The sequence below is a fragment of the Paenibacillus sp. 1182 genome, from assembly GCF_017833915.1.
Lineage (GTDB): Bacteria > Bacillota > Bacilli > Paenibacillales > Paenibacillaceae > Paenibacillus > Paenibacillus polymyxa_D.
Genome location: NZ_JAFICR010000001.1, coordinates 416,112 through 438,390, shown reverse-complemented (window position 1 = coordinate 438,390; position 22,279 = coordinate 416,112). Strand labels below are relative to the sequence as shown.

Below are 22,279 nucleotides of genomic sequence, written 5' to 3'. Positions count from 1 at the left end.
TTGATAATCATTTCATCGCGAACTTCTTTCCAGACGTTTATGAGCCTAACTTGGTAACCAGCATATTTTTAATAGGACAGGTACATAATAGTCGAGAGCACCACTAGGTACCACTGCACGAAAAGGGGGGATACATATGCCGTACAGGGGAGTGTTGCCATGCTTGGCACTGTTACTAGCATTTTCAAGTTTACCCGTTCACGCGGATGCGCCTCCCAAGATCGGAACGCCCCATCCCAAGGAAGCAGCTGTTGCTTCTTCTGTACATCTGAGTACAGATCGAGCTACTCCTACATTAGCAATGTTGCGTAAAAAACATGCGGACATTTTTAAAATGTGCGGCCCACACACCCGCCAAATTGCCTTAACCTTTGATGATGTGCCCGATTCTAGGTATACGCCGCAGGTTTTGGACGTATTACACGCCAACGGCATCAAAGCCACCTTTTTCATCGTCGGTCACCGTGCGGAAAAGCATCCGGGGATTATACGTCGTATTATCCGTGAAGGCCATGCTATAGGAAATCATTCCTATACTCATCCGGATTTTAGGAAGGCTACACCAGAACGCTTTCGCAACCAGATTACAAAAACAGAACGTATTTTACAAGCCAGCGCAGGTTTTCGCCCCAAGTTGATTCGTCCACCCTACGGTGAAATTACAGAGCCTCAAATAAAGTGGGCACGTCGTCATGGCTACATGATTGTCAACTGGAATGTAGACTCTCTCGACTGGAAGGGACTAAGTAAAACACAAATTCAGCGAAATGTGATTCCAGCTACAGGGCCTGGCTCTATTATTTTAATGCACGCTGGTGGAGGTCAAAGTTCCAACTTGCAAGGCACTGTCCAAGCTTTGCCGGGTCTAATTCACTCTCTAAAAGCTAAGGGCTACAAATTTGTGACAGTCCCCCGGCTACTCCACACATCGGAACGAAAATAACAGTATGTTTATAATTGAGGTCCAAGCTAAAGCAACGTAAAAAGGCTGTCTTACCAGCAGAAGTATTCTGCTCGTCAAGACAGCCTTTTTACGGATAGGACCTGATAAGAGTCCGACCTAGATATATACGGATATAGGCGTTATGTTTACATAATATATATTATGTTTAATTAAACTGTATATACGTACAATGCTATTTATCAATAACGTACAGCTTCACATTTTGAAATCCAAAGTCGTTCACAAATGATTTGTTGCCTGGAATAAAGATATCAATCCGCTTTCCTGTAATGGCGCTGCCCTGATCGCGAGCGACAGCTACAAAAGAATGATCCGGCAAACCTGGATGGGAGTAGCCTGTAACCAGTACTTTCGTGCCCATCGGAATGACGTTAGGATCTACCGCAATTGTACCTAGTTTAAGCGGATTGCCGTAGTAGTCCACTGCGCCCCATTTACCATTCTCATCGGCTGCGGCAGAATACGCTGAAGCCTTAACGTCAACTATTTTGCTATAGTTGAATGTTTTACCCCAAGCTTCAATCGTTGGCGCCTCATTCGCTGCTGCTTTCTCCGTAAGAAGCTGCGGCTTCGATTCCGAAGCTGCCTTTACACTTTTTTCGCCAGGCACCTTAATTTGCAGACCTGCATATATATTGCTGGAGGCAATGTTTGGGTTAGCCTTTGTTAGCTCGTCTACCGATACTCCATAACGTTGAGCAAGCAAAAAGAAGGTATCGCCCTCTTTGGCAGTGTGAAGCGAGGCAGCATCCGCTATTCCAGCTGTCTGTGCCAACCCTGCAATAGCTGCGGCAAGCACCGCAATTTTCATCGTTTTACCAATATGTTTTAAATGTTTCAAAGATATGTACCTCCTCTTTTATGCCTGCGAAGTTAGCTGTCGGATTCGGACTCAGGAGAAGCCCTATGCTTGTGCAATTCACCCCTAGGCATATTCCTCATCGTCTTATGACGTATCGGAATGGCTGCCGTTGTTACGTCCCCCGCACTTCCCATAGTTTGGGCCAGCATTTCAGCGCTTGTCTAACCGCATGCTGTCCCGGTAAGTTTTGGCTTACTGCATAATATCACAATTTTGTAACCTTATCCGCATGAAAATGTTGGGAACCCTGAACATCATACTACACTCGTTACAATTTTGTCATTAAGAAATCGATATTTGTTACGAAAGTATGGGGAAATGGTGACAAAATAAGAAAAGCCCTCCGTCAACGGAGAGCTTTTTTATGATTAGACCAGCACTTTCTTACAATACTTTGGCAAGAAAATCACGAGTGCGATCATGGCTTGGAGTGCCAAATACCTGGTCTGGTGCACCCTGCTCCACAATTTGACCGTTATCCATAAAGATAATTCGATCGCCTACCTCGCGGGCAAAGCCCATTTCATGCGTTACAATTACCATTGTCATACCGCCTTCGGCGAGCTTCTTCATTACATCCAGAACCTCTCCAACCATTTCAGGGTCCAATGCAGAAGTCGGCTCATCGAACAGCATTACGTGCGGCTGCATGGCCAAAGCACGCGCAATCGCAATACGTTGCTTCTGACCACCGGATAGCTGGTTCGGATAGGTATTCTTCTTATCCTCGAGCCCCACGGTACGCAGGAGTTCTAATGCAATTTTTTCCGCTTCCTTACCTGACTGTTTTCTAACCTGCGTCGGTGCAAGCGTCAGGTTCTGCAACACTGTTTTGTGTGGGAACAGATTAAAATGCTGGAACACCATCCCCATTTTTTCCCGGGTTACATTAATATTATGACCACGAGCTGTAATCGGCTCGCCCTCAAATAAAATCTCCCCATCCGTCGGCTGTTCTAACAGATTCATACAACGCAAAAACGTACTCTTCCCCGAACCGCTGGGACCGATGATAACGACAACTTCTCCTTTGGCGATATCTATATCAATGCCTTTTAAAATCTCATTCTTGCCGAACGATTTACGCAATTGTTTAACGGTGATCACTGGCTCTCAACTTCCTTTCCCATAAACCAAGCAGCTTAGACAAGCTGAATGTCATTACAAAATAAATAGCGGCTGTGATTATGAACGGACTTAATCCTTCGTAGGTAATATTCTTAATGACCTGGGCTTGATACATAATATCCACCATACCAATAGTCGAAATAATGGAGGATTCTTTAATAATTGTAATAAACTCATTACCTATAGCAGGCAAAATAGATTTAAACGCTTGTGGCAAAATGACGTGACGCATAGCTTTGCCTCGTCCCATACCCAATGAGCGTGCGGCCTCCATCTGTCCACGGTCTACTGCCTGGATACCTGCACGGAAAATTTCAGCCAGATATGCCGAGCTATTCAGAGACAATGTGATTATACCGGACTGGAGTGGAGTAAAATTGACACCCAGCGTCAAAGCAATCCCGTAGTGAATGATCATGAGCTGCACCAGCATAGGTGTGCCACGCAGGATCTCCACATATGTGGTACCTAACCACTCAATGATGCGTATACCACTCATCCGCAACAAGGATACGATCAGACCAATGATAAATCCAAACAGTACTCCGAGTGCAGACAGCAACAGAGTGTAACCAATACCCGTAGCGTAAAGACTGCGGTATTTCCAAAAAATATCTACGATGTTATTAGAAGAAACCTGTCGATCTGCCGAGAGTGCACTCGCTTCTGTAGAAAACTTTTCAATCGACCCGTCCGCTTTCAGGCGAGCCAACGTTTTATTTACAGAGGCAAGCAATTCTGCGTTCCCCTTGCGTATACCTACAGCAGTTTCTGCTCCGGCATCCTCAGGTATCGCTTTGGCAAGTGTTACGGTCCCATCTAACGTGTACCCTTTAGCAACCGTATCTTCGATCACAACAGCGTTGATACGCTGGGTCCGCAGCTGGAGTACCAGATCGGATATTTTGTCCAGTGAGGTTACAGAGGCATTGGGTACTTTTTGAGCAATTTCTTCCTGAATACTCCCCTTTTGCGCGCCAATCTTCTCGCCTTTCAAAGCAGCCATCGTAGGATATTTGTCTTTATCCTCTGGGCGTACCATAATGACTTGCTTGGAGCGATAATATACATCTGAAAAATCAATGCTTTTTCTACGCTCATCCGTCGGTGTCATACCGGACAGTACCAAGTCTACGCGACCACTTTGCAGAGCAGGTAGCAAAGAGTCAAAACTCATGTCCTCAGGGACCATCTCCGCACCCAAATCTTTGGCGATTTCCTTCGCGATTTCCACATCGAAGCCAACAATAGTATCCTTACCGTTAATAACTTTATGAAACTCATACGGCGGAAAGTCGGCACTCATGCCCACTACAAGTTTTTTCTGTGGCTTTGCTTCCGTTCCGTATGCATTGAGCATGGGAAGACCCGTCAACAGCAAGATAACCGCCGTCAAAACCAGGGCGGTAAAACGATATGCCTTTTTCAATCTTTTTTTCTCTCCTTAAATTCTTTATAATAAATAAGATTGTGTCATTATAAATGAATATGCATGATTATGCAATGAATGTTATAGTACAATTTCAGCATACCTAGCGCAGTACCTACATTACAGCTTATATAAAGGAGTTTTCAGCATGAATTTTAAACAGACCATTCAAAAGACAATTGAGCAGCATGCCCCACGCTTTAAGGACATTTCGTTATATATTGGGGCAAATCCTGAACTTGGAAACGAGGAATTTCTGGCCGCTGCCCGTTTAAAAGAAGAACTCATTTTTCACGGTTTTGAGGTCCAGGCACCCGTATTGGGCATAGAAACAGCCTTTATTGCAACTTACAAAGCTGAAAAATCCGGACCGATTGTTGCTTTTCTGGCAGAATATGATGCTCTGAAAGGTTTAGGACACGCCTGTGGGCACCATCTGATATGCATGATGAGTACCGGTGCTGCCGTTGGCCTCAAGTCGATCATCGACGAAACTGGTGGAGAAGTACGGGTATACGGCACACCTGCCGAAGAAACTCGTGGTGCTAAGGTCCCTATGGCCTCTGCCGGTTTGTTTGATGATTGCGACATAGCACTTATGACGCATCCTTATGATCGTTACGAAAAATCAGGCAAATCGCTGGCGATTGATGCTGTACAATTCGAATTTTTTGGTCAATCCGCTCACGCGGCTGCCAGCCCGCACGAAGGCATTAACGCGCTGGACGCTGTGATTCAAACGTTCAATGGCATCAATGCGTTCCGTCAACAAGTAAAAAGTACAGTGCGTATCCATGGGATCATTAATCAGGGTGGGCAAGCAGCCAATATTATTCCTGATTACGCCTCAGCCCAATTTTATGTAAGGGCCGCTACACGTCAAGAACTGAACCCGCTGACTCGCCGTGTTATTCAAATTGCTGAAGGAGCTGCTTTACAGGCCGGGTGTCGTTTGGAGACCTCCAATTATGAGACTTCTTATGATGAAATGGTCACGAACCGTGTACTTTCCGATGCGTTTACCGCAAATTTGGTGCAGGCTGGCATTTCGCAAGAAGATATAACGGAAGGCGAAGATCATGGCTCCATGGATATCGGAAATGTATCGCTTCATTGCCCTGCTATCCATCCTTACATTCAAGTTATTGACGAGAAGCATGCCTTGCATACACCAGAATTCCGCGATTTGGCGATGCAGGACCGAGCCATGGAAGGAATGCTGCTGGCTGCGAGAACTTTGGCATGGACTGCTTGCGATGTAATCACGAATCCTGAACTGCTAGCCCAGATAAAAAAAGAATTCGCTCTGCTGAATAACGAACGCTAAATCTTAATTCCGTGTTATTTCAGAAAGGAGTAGCCAGCCATCATGGATAGTATGAGTAGCTTTTGGACGTTGTTTATTGTGATAGACCTCATCATTTTTTGGTTTATATTCCGTGCATTACGCAGGAACCGGGGAAACAGAAAAACACGGCGCCGGAATGCTTTTTTCCTCAGCTCCCCTTCTCCTTCTTCCCTTACGCAGGAGCGTCATCCAGAGATTACGGAGCTGATGCAGCTATTGGAGCAATCCATTCCCGTCTCCTATGCTCATAGCGTAAGGAATCGTGTAATGGAAGCCCACCCAGAGATTACGGAGCAAGAATATGATTGGCGTTGGCATGAGCTAAAACGATATTTTATGCTATGCGCGATTATGAATCGTGTGCCTATGTTCAGTAGTGATGTGGATGAATTATGGCACGAAATGTTGATGTTTACCCGCGAATATCAGCAATTCTCGGAAGCTTTTTTTGGTCGTATGCTTCACCATGCGCCCCATTCTGGCGGCTCTCAGCCGATGCCGGAGGAGCGTGCGTGGTTTGATTGGTTGTATGTGGAATGCTTTGGCTGGAACCGCTATAGCGCCAGTTTGTGGGGGACTTTTTTTAATCATCCATTACCGAACGACGAGCTTTCACACTATTACAAACTCACAACTTCGGCGCAGCCAGCAGGTAACCGTTGGAATACTCAGGAGAATATAGCCATTTCACAGCAAGCCCAACAAACGGTTCATAAGATTGTACAACATCTGCGCGAGCGGGTGAATAAAGCGGTGGATGATCCTGAGGGTAAGCAATTGCCTAAGGTCAACTATTTACAGGTCGACTATCTGTTATTAGCTGTTGTATGGTATTCATGGTATCAACCTGAACAATTTGCCATACACATGCACCCGGATGCTACAGGCAATGCCGGGTTAGCTAGCTCATCTGGTTGTAGCTCGGCAAGCGGCTGCTCGAACTGGGATACGCATCACTCGCATCATCATTCCTCCCATGACAGTTCTCATCATGGAGGCTCTTCTCACCATGATTCAGGCGATTCTGGTAGCCATTCTTCGTGTAGCAGCGGCTCTTCATGTGGAAGCAGCTGTGGTGGCGGGGGCGACTGATCATAGCAAAAAAGGGAATTCCTCAGCCAAACACTGGCTAAAGGGATTCCCTTTTTCATTAATATGAATATGGTGTTCCTACTCCGTTCAGTCCGTCTTTGTGAGCAAATGGTAAATATCCATATACGCTTCGGCTGAAACATCCCAACTATATTCTCCTGCGAAAGCCGTCTGTGTAAGCTTCGACCAATGCTCAGATTGGCGATAAAAATGAACAGCACGACGAATGGTGTTCAGCATATCATGTGCATTGTAGTTCGTGAAGCTAAATCCATTTCCTTCCCCTGTAGACTCATTGTAAGCCTGCACGGTATCGTTAAGGCCCCCAGTTTCTCGCACAATAGGGATACTTCCATAACGAAGCGCTAGCAGTTGGCTGATCCCGCAAGGCTCAAACCTTGATGGCATAAGATACATATCGCTTGCCGCATATATTTTTCGTGACAGAGGTTCGCTAAAAGCAAGCTGCGCCGACATTTTCAGTGGATAGCGTCCCGCTGCCTCACGGAACCAATGCTCAAAAGCCGGATCCCCTGTTCCCAAAACGACAAACTGGATATCATCATAATACAAGATTTCATCAAGCACTCTCGTTACCAGATCTAGCCCCTTCATATCTACAAGTCGGGTTACCATGGCAATCATAGGTACGTCCGGCCGTACCGGCAGACCCAGCTCCTTTTGCAGACCAATTTTGTTTTCCTTTTTCTTTGTCAGACTCGTTCGGTACTTCGTATAAATACGATTGTCCGTAGCAGGATTATAGCTTTTGGTGTCAATTCCGTTCACAATCCCTGTTAAGCGACCCTGATCTCCCAATTTACGAAGCAGACCCTCAAGCCCATATCCGTAAAATTCCGTTTGAATCTCCTCTGCATAGGTCGGACTCACGGTCGTGACATGATCCGAGTACGTAAGCCCACCTTTCATAAAATTCAGTCTGCCATGATACTCCACACCCTCGGAGGTGAAATAGCTCCCATCCAGGTTGAGCAGCTCAGTTAAGACCTCATACGGAAAATCCCCCTGATACAGCAGATTATGTATGGTAAACACCGTGCGAATATCGCTGTAGAAGGGCAAATGTCGATAATCGGCATTCAGAAGCAGCGGAACCATTGCTGTATGCCAATCATGACAATGCAAAATATCCGGCCGAAAGTTCAGTTCAGGCAGCATTTCTAAAATCGCTCGGTTAAAAAAGGAAAAGCGTTCGCCATCATCCATATAACCGTAAATACCGTCACGACCGAAGTAATACTCATTGTCTATAAAATAAACCTTGATTCCGTCTAATGTCAGTTCCTCTATTCCACAATATTGATTACGCCAGCCTACGGCTACTTGCTTTACCGCTACCGGACGTAGAGACTTTTTATAAGTATCGGGAATCCCCGCATATTTAGGCAAAATGATTCGGACGTCGCACCCCGCCTGACGAAGTGCCTTCGGCAGTGCGCCAATGACATCAGCCAACCCGCCTGTTTTAATAAATGGATGTGCTTCTGCTGCCGCAAACAAAATGTTCATATATGCTTCCTCCTTATGTGGTTAATCTGCTTTTTTAGGCCTCCGAGGCGCTTTCTTGAGTATAACGATGCTCAGGGGTGGTATAGTCACCTCCAAGCTGTGAAGCTGACCGTGGCAAGGAATACGGGCGGTCCGTATCATTCCGGTATTTAGCTGGCCACTTCCCCCAAAGTCCTTATGATCACTGTTCAGCAGTTCGATATAACTCCCGGCCTTTTCCAGCCCAATTCGGTAGTTCTCTCTCGGTACGGGCTGAAAGTTAATAAGCACGACCAATGTATCTCCTGGCTTTTTACTTTTACGTAAATACGTAATTACGCTCTGCCCACGGTCCTCCGCCTCAATCCACTGATATCCATCCCACGAATGATCCAGTTCCCATAGTGCCTTTTCCTGAATATACAAATGATTCAGCGCTTTCGTAAAAGCGTGCAGCGAACGGTGACTGTCATAATCCAGCAGAAACCAGTCAAGCTGCTCCTCATCCTTCCATTCGATGAATTGGCCGAATTCCCCTCCCATAAATAATAGCTTTTTGCCCGGCGAGGTGAGTTGGTAACCGAGAAGCGCTCGAAGCCCGGCAAATTTTTGCTCATAGTTACCTGGCATTTTATCAAGCAGCGACTTCTTACCATGAACAACCTCATCGTGCGACAATGGCAGTGTAAAATTTTCGCTGTACGCATAAGCTATGGGGAATGTCAGCAAATTATGGCGCTCCGGTCTCTGATCGAAATTCGTTTCGATATAATCAAGCGTATCGTTCATCCAGCCCATATTCCATTTGTAATTAAAACCGAGTCCTCCATCGCTTACCGGGGAAGTTACCATAGGCCAGGCACTGGACTCCTCTGCCATCATCAGAGCATACGGATAATAGCGGAATACTGTTTCATTCAGTTGTTGAAGGAAGGCAATAGCCTCCTCATTTTCAATACCTCCCTTAGAGTTAAAACGATATTGACCGTCCTGCTTTTCAAAATCCAGCCGTAGCATACTCGTCACAGCATCTACGCGCAGGCCGTCAATATGGTACATATCCATCCAAAATAACGCATTAGATATCAGGAAAGAACGCACCTCCGGTTTGCTGTAATCAAACGTCAGCGTTCCCCAGCCGGGCTTTTCCGCAATCAGCGGATCCGCATATTCGAACAGGGGCGATCCGTCAAACAGCCTTAATCCATGAGCATCTTTTGCAAAATGGGCTGGGACCCAATCCATCAGCACTCCAATTCCCGCCTGATGGCAACGATCCACCAAATACATAAAATCATGCGGTTCTCCATAACGGCTTGTGAGTGCAAAATATCCAGTAAGTTGGTAGCCCCAGGAAAGATCATACGGATGTTCACTCAGCGGCATCAGTTCAATATGTGTATACCCCATATCAGTCACATAAGGCACAAGAAGCTCAGCTATTTCCCTGTATGTATAAAACGTACCATCTTCTTTTTGCTTCCAAGTGCCCAGATGAAGCTCATATATGTGTAGAGGCTTTCCATACGGTGCTCTACGTTTTCGGCGCCAAATCGCATCGTTCCAAGTATAACCATCTATAGAAGCTACCACAGAAGCCGTTGCCGGTCTCACTTCAGCACGTACCGCGTAAGGGTCTGCTTTCAGAAATCGTTCACCGTTTGCACCCGTAATGTCGTATTTGTAAAAAGTTCCTTGGGATATCCCCGGAAAAAAACGACTCCAAAAACCGGATTTGGGAACCCTATATAAGGAATCCTGTTCCCCATTCCAGTTGTTGCGATCTGTAGCAAGCCCGACATGGAGAGCATGAGGAGCCCAGACCGTAAAACGGACGCCCTGTTCTCCGTTCTCCACAGTAAGGTGGGAACCCAAAGATCGGTAGCTGTGATAAAGCGTTCCTTCATGAAACAAATAAATATCTTCCGATGAAATAGCCTGTTGCGGAAGAGTTTGGTCTGTCATCACGTCACCACCCTTATATGTTTGTAAGTAAAAATGTATGAATCGGTAATGCATTCGCTTTTGGCTCAAAGCTGACTTGAGTTATTACCCCATTCTAGCCACAATGAACAGAAAAATGACTAGGAAAAAAATAAACCTTAGTTTTTGGGGAATCTTATATACCTAATGGTTTCAAGAGTACCCCATACCGTTTATGTATGTACTACACTGACAACTAAACCGGGAGGGAAACGAAATGTTTAATAAAGAATGCATTGCCATGCTGCTGGCAGGCGGAGAGGGACGCCGTCTTGCTCCCCTTACTTCAACGATTGCAAAACCCGCCGTACCTTTTGGCGGTCATTACCGAATCATCGATTTTCCTCTCAGTAACTGCGTAAATTCAGACATTGATACTGTAGGTGTACTGACGCAATATGAGGCAGAATCCTTGCACGAACATATCGGGGATGGAACACCATGGGGTCTTACAAAAACAGATGACAAAGGAATTACCCTGCTTCCATCTTACAACACAGGTAACGCTGAATACTTAGGAACGGCAGATGCTATTCATAAGAATATTGAATATATTGACAGCCAAAATCCGGAGCATGTGCTTATTTTATCCGGTGATCATATCTACTATATGAATTATCGCGAAATGCTGAACCACCATAAGGAAAAAGGAGCTGCGGCTACCATTTCTGTCATGGAGGTACCTTGGGATGAAGCACACCGTTTTGGTGTTATGAGTGCGGATGAAGATCTACGTGTCACAGAATTTGCAGAGAAACCTGAGAAACCGGAAAGTAATTTGGCCTCTATGGGTATTTATCTTTTCAAATGGGATTACTTGAGAAACTACCTGTTAGAAGACGCACAGGATGCTCAATCCAGTCATGATTTTGGTAAAGATATCATACCTAAAATGTTAGCGGATCAAGAATCCTTGTACGTTTATGAATTCCAGGGCTATTGGAAGGACGTAGGTACCGTTAAAAGCCTGTGGGATTCACACATGGATTTGTTACACGAGAATTGTGCGATCGACCTTCAACGTAAGGATTGGCCGATGTATACACGTGAACGCCGCACAAGGTTGAGCGCACAAAAGGTACCTAACCGTCAAACGCAGCCATTGGGCAGCTTGTTGCATGATTCCTGTCAAGTAGAGGGCCGAATTGAACGCTCCGTTGTATTTAGTGGTGTCGAGGTAGGTAAAGGATCAGCCATCAAAGAAAGTATCGTTATGCCGGACACACGCATTGGACGTAACGTCCATATTGAACATGCGATTATTGGTGAAGGTGCTGTGATTCGCGATGGTGCTGTCATTAAAGGCAGTCCGGGCGAAATTATGGTCATCGGACCCAATGAAGTGGTATTTGGTAAAATGGCGGTACGGCCGCAAACTACACGTATGCTGAAAGAAGCTTACGAGCGCAATACACGCTTGCGTGCCGAAGGTTTTACTTCATAACGTTACCCCAAATCAAAAACAGCCAGCCCTCCCGATTTAAGAGGACTGGCTGTTTTTCTAATTGCACCTATAAGTAGGCTTTAAATCTATTCTTCAGTGAGTTGTGGTGGTTCCACGGATTGCTCTGCTTGCAGAGCAGGTAATGAAACCGTAATAGTGGTGCCAGCCCCCAGTTCACTTCTGATGAGCATCTGACCATGATGGCGCTCGACAAACTGTTGTGAGATTGCCAATCCCAGTCCAGTACCACCGTTTTGGTGGTCTACCTGGAAAAAGCGGTCTCTTACTCTGGCAAGATTTTCAGCACTAATTCCAATTCCTGTATCTTGTACGGATATCTCGATATTGCCATCAACCCGTTGAAGCGACAGAAAAATAATTGAGCTTTCATGCGAAAACTTGATAGCATTATCCACAATGTTCAAAAATACCTGTTTTAGACGGTTACCGTCTCCATGGACGAAATATGCCGCTTCTTCCGAATCAAGCTGAAGTTTTATTTGCTTCATTTCTGCTTTGGCCCATACGTTCAGCATAATTTCCTGCAAAAGCTCCCGAAGATCTACCGTTCCCATTACAAGCTTCATGGCATTTTGCTCCAGCTTGGAAAAATCGAGAATTTCCTCCACCAAGCCAATCAGCCGATCCGTCTCTTTAGAGATAATCTTCATCCCGATTTTCGTCTCCTCGGGGTCATAGCCGCCAGAATTTAACGTTTCACTCCAACCCTTAATAGATGTAAGCGGAGTACGCAATTCATGAGATATAGATGAAATAAAATCATCCTTGATTTGATTTGTTCTGACAATTTCCTGTGCCATATAGTTCAGAGTCGAAGCCAGTTCACCCAACTCATACCGATAATCGCCTTCAATGCGTGTATCAAACCTCCCCTGAGCCATCTGAGCAGATACATCGCGGATATTATTAATCGGTCTAACAATGGAATTCGCGAGCCCTGTACTGACCACAAATACAATAACCAGTACAGCTGCCATGATGCCAAGAGAAAACAGCGTAATCGTAAACAGCTTATCATTTACCAATTCCAGCGAGGTTGTATACCGAATAACGTACACCTGGTCTCCGACGATATTGTCCAGTTTTTGAGATACCGCCATCACCTGCTGCCCCGTGCTCGGTTGCTTTCCGATCCATTTGCCCGTATCTCCAGCTAATGCTTGTGTCACATCACTTGTTTGCACACTTAGATCTGCTGCAAAATTCGTCGAGTTATCAATTACATTTCCCTGTTCATCGAGCAACTGCAGTTCAGTAAAGGGCAGAGAAAATGTATTTAACAAATACGATTGCAAAGACTGTTCCGGCTCTTTAAATTTGGGTGCAAATTCACTTACCGATTCGATACGGCTTTCGATATGTTTGTAAATGGAATCGTAATAGTACGACCGGAGTGCAAACATAAAAATGACTTCTACTAACAGAAGCGCTAAGAACACTACGAAAAAATAGTGAAGCACAATCTGTCGGCGAATTCCCTTTTTGATCATTGAGACTGACCTTTCCATTTATATCCATGTCCCCAAACTGTTTGTAAAAAGGCTGGCTCGGATGGATTGTTTTCAATTTTCTGCCGAAGACGTCGGATATTCACATCTACAATTTTCGGATCGCCCATATACTCTTTGCCCCATACGTGATCAAGTAGAACATCTCGGCTGAGCGGCGTGTTCTCTTTTTCCAGAAAAAATTGAATCAGGGAAAACTCAGTCGGTGTCAGCTCAATCAGCTGCCCGTTCTTCTTAAATTGCTTAGCAATCAAATCTAGGGTGAACGGTCCAGACTGGAAGGACACTTTGGCTGCTGTTTCACGATGAACATTCACCCGACGCAATAACGATTGAATACGTGCAATCAGCTCCGTCGGGCTAAAAGGCTTGCTCACATGATCATCGGCCCCTACAGACAAGGCATATACCTTATCCTGCTCCTGTACCTTCGCTGTGAGAAAGATAATGCCGATGCGCTCATTCGTCTCCCGGATTCTCCGACAGACTTCAAAACCATCCATACCGGGTACCATTACGTCAAGCAGTGCAATATCAATATCCCGCACCGTGTTCAAAATATTCAGAGCCTCATGCCCTTCCGACGCCTCCAGCACCTCAAAACCGTTACGTTTCAAATTAATGACGATAAAGCTGCGAATGGATTCCTCGTCTTCCATGATTAAAACTTTACTCACTCTACTCTACCTGCCTTTCCCCCAGCTTGTTTTTAATGGTTTTACGCGGTTCCAGCTCACTGGATCGCTTAATGCCAATGACCTGCGCATTCGTTCGCCACAGTTGGCTATACCCTTCGTTGTTTCGCTCCCATTGTGACAACGAGAAAAATTTAATTTCCGCTATCGTTTTGTCTGTATCATCCAAAATAAAGCGCAAATAGCTGTCCTTCTTCGAAACTTTCGGATCAATCGTCACCTTGCCATGCAGCTCTTTCGGTAATCTGAAGTAGACCTGTTCATTAGAATCACGATACTGCTGCTGCTTAAAAACCGTTCCTTTCGCCCCGTCCCACTGATAGAACGACACAAAATATGGAACCTCATCCAGCGGCTTGTTACTCCAACCTTTAGGCTTCTCCAAATTACCAAATTCCAGAATACCGTCACCATCCACATCACCACTGGCGATGGTCGCATCCTTGAAGGTGACATCCATAAGATTAAGCTTCCTAAGCTTGCCGTGATCCATCACAATAACATTGGAAACGGTAGTGGTCTGAGCAATTTTGGTGTCTATAATAATCCCCTGCCTACCCTCGGCTACCTTGCCAGCAACGACATTATAGACATCTAAGACCTGACTGTCCAAATCCAACGATCCGATTTCCTTAAAGGTCCCCCCACTAAATTGGAATGTTTTAACTGTAAAGAATTCATTACGTCGCAGCGTGATAATCGTCAAATCATTCAATTTATCCCCGTTTAAGTCCATCTTGTTATGCTTAAAATCATCTACGACGAAGTCCGTATAACCTGTAGCATATATTTTCTCCAGAGTTCCTCCGGTATAGGAATACACGATGAGTCCCTTCTGGTCCCCGCCATCGCCACTATCTCCGCTGGAAAAACCCGCTACAATATCGAGTGTTCCATCATTCGTTAAATCCACGAGCTTAAATGACTCCAGCACAGTGCCTTCCCCATCAAACGTCAGCTTCTTTACCCACGTTCCCCCCTGATCTTCAAACAAGGCACCATGTATTTTTACGCTCTCATCAGGCGTTTCATAAAAGAGCACTGCTTCGTCTGTGCCATCATTGTTCAAATCACCCGTTCGAATTGGCGTCGGGTCATCTGGATCATTCGGCCTTAAAGGCTGTACCGCCCCTAGTTGCGTATTCACTGCACCATTCAGTTCCTGCTTCTCGTCAGACATCGTCGGTGTCTCCATCAGCGAAATGGGATCGCTAATAACATTACAGCCGCTTAAAAATCCAGCAAGGAGCAGCAAGGAACAGCAGCCAGTCACCATTCTCAACAGCATTATTTTCACTTCTCTTGCCGTCCCCTTCACAATTTGTTCTTTTCCGCTTGTGTCAATCGTCTCCCCTGAATATCAAACACCAATTCACCATCATTCAACCCCCATATACGGGAAGCAAAGCGTTCAGCCATTTCCAACGGCAGTACAGTCATGATCGTCACCCGCTCGTCAGAACACAGCTTGCGAAAAGTCTCCAATACATGCGCTGCCGAAGCTGGATCAAGTCCATTTACAGGCTCATCCGCTAAAATAACTTTAGCTCCGTGCACGAGAGCACGCGCAGTCGCTACCCGCTGCCGCTCGCCACCGCTGAGCTTGTCGCATTTATCATGCGCCTTATCCAGCAGACCCAGATCCTCCAGTACGTCCATCGCTCCCATATAATCGTCGGAACGCACCATACCGGTCACCATTCTCCACATTGGAGTTTGACCGGATCTGCCAATGAGCACATTTTTAAGAGCGGTTCGATTCATATTTAGATGCGGGTTTTGCTCCAGGTATGCCCATTCCCGCTTTATTTTCATCTTTCCAGTCCAACCGGATTTCAGCACATCATTGCCACCTACAATTAAACTGCCTTCATCCCATGGCTCTTGTAAAGCAAGACAGCGAAGCAGCGTCGTTTTGCCGCTTCCACTTGGCCCCACTATGGCTATGAATTCGCCTTGATGAATTTCAGCATCAATTCCTCGAAGTAGCTGGGTCCGTTCAGGTCCCACTTGTTTGGTCAGCTTCCGAATTTTAATCATCTAAGTGATTCCCCTTTGCGCACCATCAATACTGTTTATATTTTATAGTAAATGTGAAACAAATACCATGCAAACCGCAGTTTTAAACCGCCGTTACTCTTTTTCTGGAAAACAAACCTAACAATCCGAAAACAATGTAACTACCACCAAGGACAAGAAACATGCTGCCTTGAGTTCCAAAGTCCAGCAACCCTCCGCTAATATTAGGTCCGATCACACTTCCCAGATTAAAATGAAAGGATGCCAGTACATTCGCGGCTGCTAAAAATGATTTGGGCAACAGATCAGCGGCGTAGGCCAAACCGAGAGAGAAAAAGGAGCCTACTAAACCACCTGCTAGGGTCAGCAATATCAAAGTGAACATAAAATGATTGCCGCTCCATGGTAGCAACATAAAGGTCATTCCCCCTGCTATGCCTACGCTCATTAGCACCTTTTTACGTCCCCAACGGTCACTCAATATCCCTAGCGGCAGCTGCAGCACTAACCCTCCCAAACTGACGAACGGCAGCAAGGCGGCGATTTCATCGGTATGAAAGCCAATACGCAGGCCATAGACTGGAAAGTTACTGTTCAGGCTCGCTTCCATATAGCCGTATAGAAATGCAGGCAAAAGAGCGTACCATGCCCAGCTGTAACTGCGACGAAATCTTTGAGTGGGACGCGCCTCGGACTCCAGCTTCTCTGGTCTGGAGTCCGGCAGCTTAATTAACACCAACAGCAAAACAAGCAAGCACAATAAGGCCAACGCAGCAAATGGAACCAGCATTCCATAATCAAGTAGCCATAATCCCAATGGTCCTAACGCAAAACCCAGACCATATGACATACCATAAAAGGAAATGTTGCGGCCTCGCTTCTCTGCTGGAGTCACCAGCAATATCCATAGCTGCGCAGAGTAGTGCAATGCACTGTCACCAATACCTACTAGCAGACGCAGTATGAACCATACTCGAATATCAGGGATTAGCGGAAACAGCAGCAGCGTAATGAGCACTAGCACAAGCCCACCGGCCATCAGCTTTTTAAACCCTAACCAGCCCAATGTCCGTTCTGCCACCAACGTCATTGCAAATGAACCAATATACAGAGCAGCCGCATTCATTCCATTTAGTGAAGATGAAACTCCCATTTGTTCCAACGAGATTGACAGAATAGGTAATAATAAACCTTGGCATAATCCGGCAACAATAATAACAGCAATTAAAATAAAATAATGAACCCGTAACGACGACGACATCCTAGCTCCTCCTGATCGAACAAATAAAATAATAAAAAAATCAATGTTAAGAAATGATTTGCATTTGATTCCATAATCAATAATAATTCTTATCACTATGTATTCCATGCCGTCCTGCAAAACCGGCAAATCACATATACAAATTCAGGTGTAATTAGTGTATTAAAGAATAGAAGAAAAAAATCGCCATCTGAGATGACGATTTTACGGAAAGAGCTTGTCTGGTATGTATCCGACTCCTTCGGTTAAGGAGCCTCGTATGTTCAATCCGAACCCATTCACGTCACAACGCACTATTTCATATTATAGTGGACAATCCCTGGCAGAACAAGCCATAATAAATAAGTGAGCAATCATTAAAATGCTCATGTTTTGCTTATGGACGGGCTTAATTACGTTCACCGCTCTGGGCTAGAAGACAGAATAGGAGGCATTGGGTTCCATGAGTTATCAAATTAAAATAGACACTTCTCCAATTTATGAATTGCTCGGCAGCTTCATGGCCTATGTGACTAAAAAGTGGGTTCAAGATATGGACTTGGGCCATGAATGGATCGACAAGGTAGATGCACGACTACAACATGAAGTTCGTACTGAGCTGGCTACAGCTCAGGATTGCCCTTTTAGCGATTATGACGCACTCTATGCTTGGGCGTTACTTCGTCCGGAATCAGATGAAATATCTGATTATATCTCTTATTTGGACCACGGCCCGGATAAAGATATGTTTGAGTTGCTCGTTCCGCATATCCCTTTTTTAACCTTTGAAGAATCTTTACGCATTCGTAAGGTATACGCACCACTCCTCAAATTGTGGGATCGTGATTATTTTCGGGCCCTGGAAGGCGAACTGCGTGTGTTGGCAGAAGAAGACGCTGCGGAAAAGCGCATGCTGCTGAGTAAAATGGAACCGGAAGCACTGGTTGAATATGCGACAGCTGGACTAGTCGTGCCACACATGGAAGACCTGGATACAGTAGTCCTATTTCCAGTTGTCCATAATCGCCCGATTAATTCATACTGTTTTTATACCCGCACACTGCTGATCCAGTATCCAGTAGATATCCCCGAGGAGAGCGAGGAAGAACCGCCTACGCTTCTGCTACGGCTCACTCGTGCGGTTAATGATCCGCAGCGGCTACGAATTCTGCGTTATGTAGCTCAAGGTCCTAAGTCTCTCGAAGATATGCGCCATGATTTGAGCCGTTTGGAAGATACACTCATGTCTGATATGATGATTTTACGAGTGGCTGGTCTGCTTCGTATTCACATCGGACGTTATCATAAGGAAAAATTCAGCATCCGTCCCGATGGCGCGGCTGATTTACAAGTATTTTTGGAATCCTATATTGGATTGTAATTTGAATTGTACTTTTAGTTATAACCGAAGCAGCGTTAAAGCTTTGGCTTGGAAGGAGTATGCATCGTGTCGTATCCGAAGCAGCACATTTTATTTGATCTTGATGACACCTTAGTCCACTGCAACAAGTATTTTGACCTGATCCTCAACCACTTTTTTGATTTGCTTCAGGAATGGTTTGCAACTCATAACCTAACCAAAAATGCGATTCGTGAAAAACAAATCGAAATTGATGTGGCTGGAGTTCATCAAGTGGGCTTTGCCAGCGAGCATTTCCCACAATCTTTGATAGATACGTACCAATTTTTCTCGGAACAATTCGGACGCCGTCTCGATTCTCGGGAAGAGCAGGAGCTTCGCTCTCTTGGCCGAAGTGTGTACGAACAGGAAATCGAACCGTATCCAGGCATGGTCGAAACGCTGAACTCCCTCCAAAAAGCAGGGCATTCCCTCCATCTGTATACTGGCGGTGAGCAGATCATTCAAGAAAGAAAGATTGAACAAATGAAACTGGCTACCTACTTTGATGACCGCATCTACATTCGCCAGCATAAAAATGTCGAAGCCCTAGAAGAAATCATCCAGATGAATCGCTTGGACCGAAGCATCACCTGGATGATCGGGAATTCTCTGCGCACTGATGTTTCTCCAGCCCTTGCCGCAGGTATTCATGCTGTATATCTCAAGCAGCCTAAGGAATGGATTTACAATATGGTTGAACTGCAAAAAAACGTGAACTCCGTGATGTATACGATACAGAAGCTAACGGAAGTACCACGGGTTATCCACGAAAGCATACAATTGCACCAACAAAAAAGGACCCTCGGATAGGGTCCTTTTTGTATTGGTCTAAACCCTGTCTCAGGATTCCTCTCGAACGCTAAGTTGTCCTGTACCAGGTTCATTCAGAACAATTCGCGCTTTGACGGTCGATCCATCTTTACGCTTAAAAGACAACAATTGCGTCTGTCCCTTCGCCAACAAGGACTTGAGCATCGTTTCGGTAATCTGCTTTCCAGCATATTCCTTCCAGACGACAAAGCCACAACCCTGCTTGTAGTGGCTGCACCCATACCCTTTACGGCCTTCAATAATGCTTCCGCCGCAATTAGAGCGTGGGCAGCTACCTAAAGCTTGCCTTTGGCTTCCTGAAATGCCTGAGGATCCGTCGGAAGAGCTGCGTGCTGGTGGTGCTGCTTGCTCTAGCGTTGCGCTTCCAGCGCTGCCACCGCGTCCTGATGTAGCACGCCCCACCCCTTTGGCGGCGGTGCGTCCACTCGCACGCGCACTACGTGCGCCTTCTTTTCCAATCGCACGCTTCCCCCTTGCTTCCTCACCAAAGGCATTTGCCGGAGCCGGCGGCTGCTGCCTCACCTTATCAATGATGGACAACGTAAATCTTTTAACGTTCTCCATAAACTTCTCTTGAGCCGCCTCACCCTTGGAAATTTGATGTAGGCGACGTTCCCATTGACCTGTCATCTCCGGGGAGGCTAATAGATCAACCCCAGCATGACGGATCAGGTCAATAGCCATCTTTCCTTTTTCCGTAATAAGAATCTTTTTACCCTTCATTTCAATATAGCCAACTTTTTTCAATCGTTCAATTGTGGCGGCCCGCGTCGCAGGTGTGCCTAAACCGGCATCCTTCATGACCTCACGCAATTCCTCATTCTCCATCTGTTTACCCGCGCTTTCCATCGCCTTAAGCAATGTACCCTCCGTGTAGCTTTTAGGGGGCTGAGTCGCCTTTTCTTTCATCTCGGCGCGAACACAATCCACGGGACGCCCCGCATCAATCTCAAACTTCTTGTCCGTCCACTCGTCCGTTTCCTCTTCATCTTCTTTTTTCGGTGATTTGCTCTTTTTACCTTTATCCTGATCAACCTTACTTAAAACTACTTTCCACCCCAAGGAAAGAAGCTCTTTAATATTTGTTTTAAACAGATGCTTGTCCACCTGTGTCATTACGGTATGCATTTTGTATTCAGCAGGCGGAAAAAAATGCGACAAAAACCTGCGAATAACCAGGTCATATACATTTTGCTCTTCTTTGCTTAGTGTTCCTGGCCTTTTTAATGTCGGCAAAATAGCATGGTGATCCTCAACACGAGATGGATTGCAGACCGATTTATTCTGTTTATGAACCAAATTGGGGTTGGCTTGTTGGACCAGATCAGCATAAGGACCTGTGCCCAGCATCCGTAGTGCCTTGTGCATGCCGTCTATATTTTGCTCTGTCACATAGTTAGAATTGGTACGCGGATAGGAAATGACCTTGTGGCGCTCATAAAGCGCTTGTGCCACATCCAGTGTTTTTTTGGCCGAATAACCGTACTTGGCATTCGCCTCTCGTTGAAGCAGCGTTAAATCGTACAATTTAAAAGGATACTCTTTTGTCTGCTTGGTGTCATATTTGGTGATTTTACCTATTTTTCCGCGAACAGCCGCAGCGATTTCCTCAGCTTCCTCTGGCTTCGTCAGCCTATCCCCCTGCCACGCACCTTTGTACTTGATCTGATCTTGCTTAAATTCTGCCCACACGTCATAGAAGGTTTGAGACTGAAATGCCTCAATTTCTTTTTCCCGGTCATGAATCAGTGCCAGCACGGGAGTCTGCACCCGTCCTACCGACAGCAGTGTGTTATGTCGTGTTGTGAACGCTCTGGAAGCGTTCATGCCGATCAGCCAGTCCGCTTCACTTCGTGCCCGCGCAGCTTGAGTCAGAAATTCAAACTCCGAAGCATCTCGCAATCGTTCAAAGCCTGTCGCAATACTTTCCGCTGTCAAGTCTGAAATCCACAGTCGCTTAACTGGCTGACGCAACTTTAATTGCTGTTGGATCAACGCAAAAATATATTGCCCTTCCCGTCCAGCATCACAAGCATTTACGATGGCATCGCAGCGTTTGGCCAGTTCACCAATCATTTTCAGCTGATCTTTTGTTTTCGGATTCGGTACAATTTTGAACTGCTCAGGGATAATAGGAAGATCCTTAATATTCCATCGCTTGTACTTAGCATCGTATGCATCCGGCTCAGCCAAACCCAGTAAATGCCCGATCGCCCAGGTTACAATGTATTTCTCCCCTTCCAAATAGGTACGGTTATTTTTAGCCCGCGGCTCCATAACAGCGGCAATCGTCCGTCCCATATCCGGTTTCTCAGCAATAATCAACGTCTTCATTCATACTCCATTCCTTCCTGACGGCCTTCTGTTTCTCCTCCATGAATCATACATATACATGGATATTAAAGAAAACACAGGTATCCCGGCCTCATGCAAAAGGAGCCTTCTCCCGACGAAAGCTCCTTTGTAAATTCATTTAGTCAAACGCTTCAACAATATACGTGTATTATACCATAGATACCATGGTTCTCTCAGGTCATGATTTTAAATAGTCAACGAAAGTTATGTATATGTTAATTTACATCACATATATATCAGATTTTATCAAATTTTCTTGTGAAATAATTCTTTTTTCTATAAAAAAGCTACACTAAACACTCTTTTTTATGTTATGATCAATTTAGATAAGAAATATATGGTGATACGATTAAATTTAAGTTATATTATATAACATATATTTCACAATGTTTCACAGCTCAATAATCATTTATTCATTTTTCGCTTCTGGCAGACTCAGCTTGAAATAC

The 22,279-nt window shown here is 45.4% G+C and carries 17 protein-coding genes and 1 riboswitch; of the genes, 6 read left to right on the top strand and 11 right to left on the bottom strand.

Annotation, left to right across the window (positions count from 1 at the left end):
• Positions 1–136 precede the first annotated feature (136 nt).
• Positions 137–943: a polysaccharide deacetylase family protein gene (locus tag JOD82_RS02155; protein ID WP_029517463.1), complete on the top strand. Its 807-nt coding sequence runs from the start codon at positions 137–139 to the stop codon at positions 941–943.
• Between the two features lie 193 nt (positions 944–1,136).
• Here JOD82_RS02155 and JOD82_RS02150 read toward each other — a convergent pair whose 3' ends face one another.
• The 3 genes from JOD82_RS02150 to JOD82_RS02140 form a co-directional block, all read right to left on the bottom strand.
• A complete protein-coding gene (locus JOD82_RS02150; protein ID WP_029517462.1) occupies positions 1,137–1,805 on the bottom strand; it encodes a 3D domain-containing protein in 669 nt (222 codons plus the stop codon).
• Positions 1,806–1,811: 6 nt separating this feature from the next.
• Positions 1,812–1,980, bottom strand: a riboswitch (cyclic di-AMP (ydaO/yuaA leader).
• 230 nt (positions 1,981–2,210) lie between these two features.
• The gene (locus tag JOD82_RS02145) at positions 2,211–2,933 is read right to left on the bottom strand and encodes an amino acid ABC transporter ATP-binding protein (protein WP_029517461.1); all 723 of its coding nucleotides are present in this window, start codon (positions 2,931–2,933) and stop codon (positions 2,211–2,213) included.
• Positions 2,920–4,383, bottom strand: a complete 1,464-nt coding sequence (locus JOD82_RS02140; protein ID WP_029517460.1) for an ABC transporter substrate-binding protein/permease — start codon at positions 4,381–4,383, stop codon at positions 2,920–2,922. The genes JOD82_RS02145 and JOD82_RS02140 overlap by 14 nt, the downstream gene beginning before the upstream one ends.
• A 148-nt stretch (positions 4,384–4,531) precedes the next feature.
• Between JOD82_RS02140 and JOD82_RS02135 the strand changes: the two genes are divergently transcribed.
• Both JOD82_RS02135 and JOD82_RS02130 read left to right on the top strand, forming a co-directional pair.
• Positions 4,532–5,710, top strand: a complete 1,179-nt coding sequence (locus JOD82_RS02135; RefSeq protein ID WP_209947436.1) for a M20 family metallopeptidase — start codon at positions 4,532–4,534, stop codon at positions 5,708–5,710.
• A gap of 42 nt (positions 5,711–5,752) precedes the next feature.
• Entirely contained in the window at positions 5,753–6,823 is a 1,071-nt protein-coding gene (locus JOD82_RS02130; RefSeq protein WP_069011738.1) for a glycine-rich domain-containing protein, read from the top strand.
• An 87-nt stretch (positions 6,824–6,910) separates the two neighbouring features.
• Here JOD82_RS02130 and glgA read toward each other — a convergent pair whose 3' ends face one another.
• Together glgA and glgB are read right to left on the bottom strand one after the other, a co-directional pair.
• A complete protein-coding gene (gene glgA / locus JOD82_RS02125; RefSeq protein WP_029517457.1) occupies positions 6,911–8,353 on the bottom strand; it encodes a glycogen synthase GlgA in 1,443 nt (480 codons plus the stop codon).
• 21 nt (positions 8,354–8,374) lie between these two features.
• Positions 8,375–10,297, bottom strand: a complete 1,923-nt coding sequence (glgB, locus tag JOD82_RS02120) for a 1,4-alpha-glucan branching protein GlgB (protein WP_029517456.1) — start codon at positions 10,295–10,297, stop codon at positions 8,375–8,377.
• Between the two features lie 235 nt (positions 10,298–10,532).
• Here glgB and JOD82_RS02115 point away from each other — a divergent pair, with 235 nt between their 5' ends.
• Positions 10,533–11,759 (top strand): glucose-1-phosphate adenylyltransferase, encoded by a 1,227-nt coding sequence (locus JOD82_RS02115; protein ID WP_029517455.1) that lies wholly within the window; start codon positions 10,533–10,535, stop codon positions 11,757–11,759.
• Positions 11,760–11,845: 86 nt separating this feature from the next.
• Here JOD82_RS02115 and JOD82_RS02110 read toward each other — a convergent pair whose 3' ends face one another.
• From JOD82_RS02110 to JOD82_RS02090, 5 genes are all read right to left on the bottom strand, one after another.
• Positions 11,846–13,270 (bottom strand): sensor histidine kinase, encoded by a 1,425-nt coding sequence (locus tag JOD82_RS02110; protein ID WP_029517454.1) that lies wholly within the window; start codon positions 13,268–13,270, stop codon positions 11,846–11,848.
• On the bottom strand, positions 13,267–13,965 hold the full coding sequence (locus tag JOD82_RS02105) for a response regulator transcription factor (RefSeq protein ID WP_007432526.1): 699 nt from the start codon (positions 13,963–13,965) through the stop codon (positions 13,267–13,269). Before JOD82_RS02105 ends, JOD82_RS02110 begins: the two co-directional genes overlap by 4 nt.
• A gap of 1 nt (position 13,966) precedes the next feature.
• The gene (locus JOD82_RS02100; RefSeq protein WP_069011735.1) at positions 13,967–15,301 is read right to left on the bottom strand and encodes a hypothetical protein; all 1,335 of its coding nucleotides are present in this window, start codon (positions 15,299–15,301) and stop codon (positions 13,967–13,969) included.
• The gene (locus JOD82_RS02095) at positions 15,298–16,023 is read right to left on the bottom strand and encodes a phosphonate ABC transporter ATP-binding protein (RefSeq protein WP_029517452.1); all 726 of its coding nucleotides are present in this window, start codon (positions 16,021–16,023) and stop codon (positions 15,298–15,300) included. The genes JOD82_RS02100 and JOD82_RS02095 overlap by 4 nt, the downstream gene beginning before the upstream one ends.
• 82 nt (positions 16,024–16,105) lie before the next feature.
• Complete coding sequence (locus JOD82_RS02090; RefSeq protein WP_069011733.1) at positions 16,106–17,263, bottom strand: MFS transporter; 1,158 nt, start codon at positions 17,261–17,263, stop codon at positions 16,106–16,108.
• A 442-nt stretch (positions 17,264–17,705) separates the two neighbouring features.
• On the opposite strand from JOD82_RS02090, the gene JOD82_RS02085 reads away from it, so the two are divergent.
• Together JOD82_RS02085 and JOD82_RS02080 are read left to right on the top strand one after the other, a co-directional pair.
• Complete coding sequence (locus JOD82_RS02085; protein WP_023988964.1) at positions 17,706–18,623, top strand: hypothetical protein; 918 nt, start codon at positions 17,706–17,708, stop codon at positions 18,621–18,623.
• 66 nt (positions 18,624–18,689) lie between these two features.
• Positions 18,690–19,454 carry an HAD family hydrolase gene (locus tag JOD82_RS02080; RefSeq protein WP_069011731.1) on the top strand — a complete coding sequence of 255 codons (765 nt, stop codon included), beginning with the start codon at positions 18,690–18,692 and terminating at the stop codon, positions 19,452–19,454.
• Between the two features lie 30 nt (positions 19,455–19,484).
• Here JOD82_RS02080 and JOD82_RS02075 read toward each other — a convergent pair whose 3' ends face one another.
• The gene (locus tag JOD82_RS02075; RefSeq protein ID WP_069011729.1) at positions 19,485–21,809 is read right to left on the bottom strand and encodes a type IA DNA topoisomerase; all 2,325 of its coding nucleotides are present in this window, start codon (positions 21,807–21,809) and stop codon (positions 19,485–19,487) included.
• Between the last annotated feature and the right edge of the window lie 470 nt (positions 21,810–22,279).

Coding starts and splice junctions, on each gene's coding strand:
- JOD82_RS02110 (WP_029517454.1), bottom strand. CDS start 13,270: ATGATCAAAAAGGGAATTCGCCGACAGATTGTGCTTCACTATTTTTTC.
- JOD82_RS02135 (WP_209947436.1), top strand. CDS start 4,532: ATGAATTTTAAACAGACCATTCAAAAGACAATTGAGCAGCATGCCCCA.
- JOD82_RS02085 (WP_023988964.1), top strand. CDS start 17,706: ATGAGTTATCAAATTAAAATAGACACTTCTCCAATTTATGAATTGCTC.
- JOD82_RS02130 (WP_069011738.1), top strand. CDS start 5,753: ATGGATAGTATGAGTAGCTTTTGGACGTTGTTTATTGTGATAGACCTC.
- JOD82_RS02095 (WP_029517452.1), bottom strand. CDS start 16,023: ATGATTAAAATTCGGAAGCTGACCAAACAAGTGGGACCTGAACGGACC.
- glgB (WP_029517456.1), bottom strand. CDS start 10,297: ATGACAGACCAAACTCTTCCGCAACAGGCTATTTCATCGGAAGATATT.
- JOD82_RS02075 (WP_069011729.1), bottom strand. CDS start 21,809: ATGAAGACGTTGATTATTGCTGAGAAACCGGATATGGGACGGACGATT.
- JOD82_RS02115 (WP_029517455.1), top strand. CDS start 10,533: ATGTTTAATAAAGAATGCATTGCCATGCTGCTGGCAGGCGGAGAGGGA.
- JOD82_RS02155 (WP_029517463.1), top strand. CDS start 137: ATGCCGTACAGGGGAGTGTTGCCATGCTTGGCACTGTTACTAGCATTT.
- glgA (WP_029517457.1), bottom strand. CDS start 8,353: ATGAACATTTTGTTTGCGGCAGCAGAAGCACATCCATTTATTAAAACA.
- JOD82_RS02090 (WP_069011733.1), bottom strand. CDS start 17,263: ATGTCGTCGTCGTTACGGGTTCATTATTTTATTTTAATTGCTGTTATT.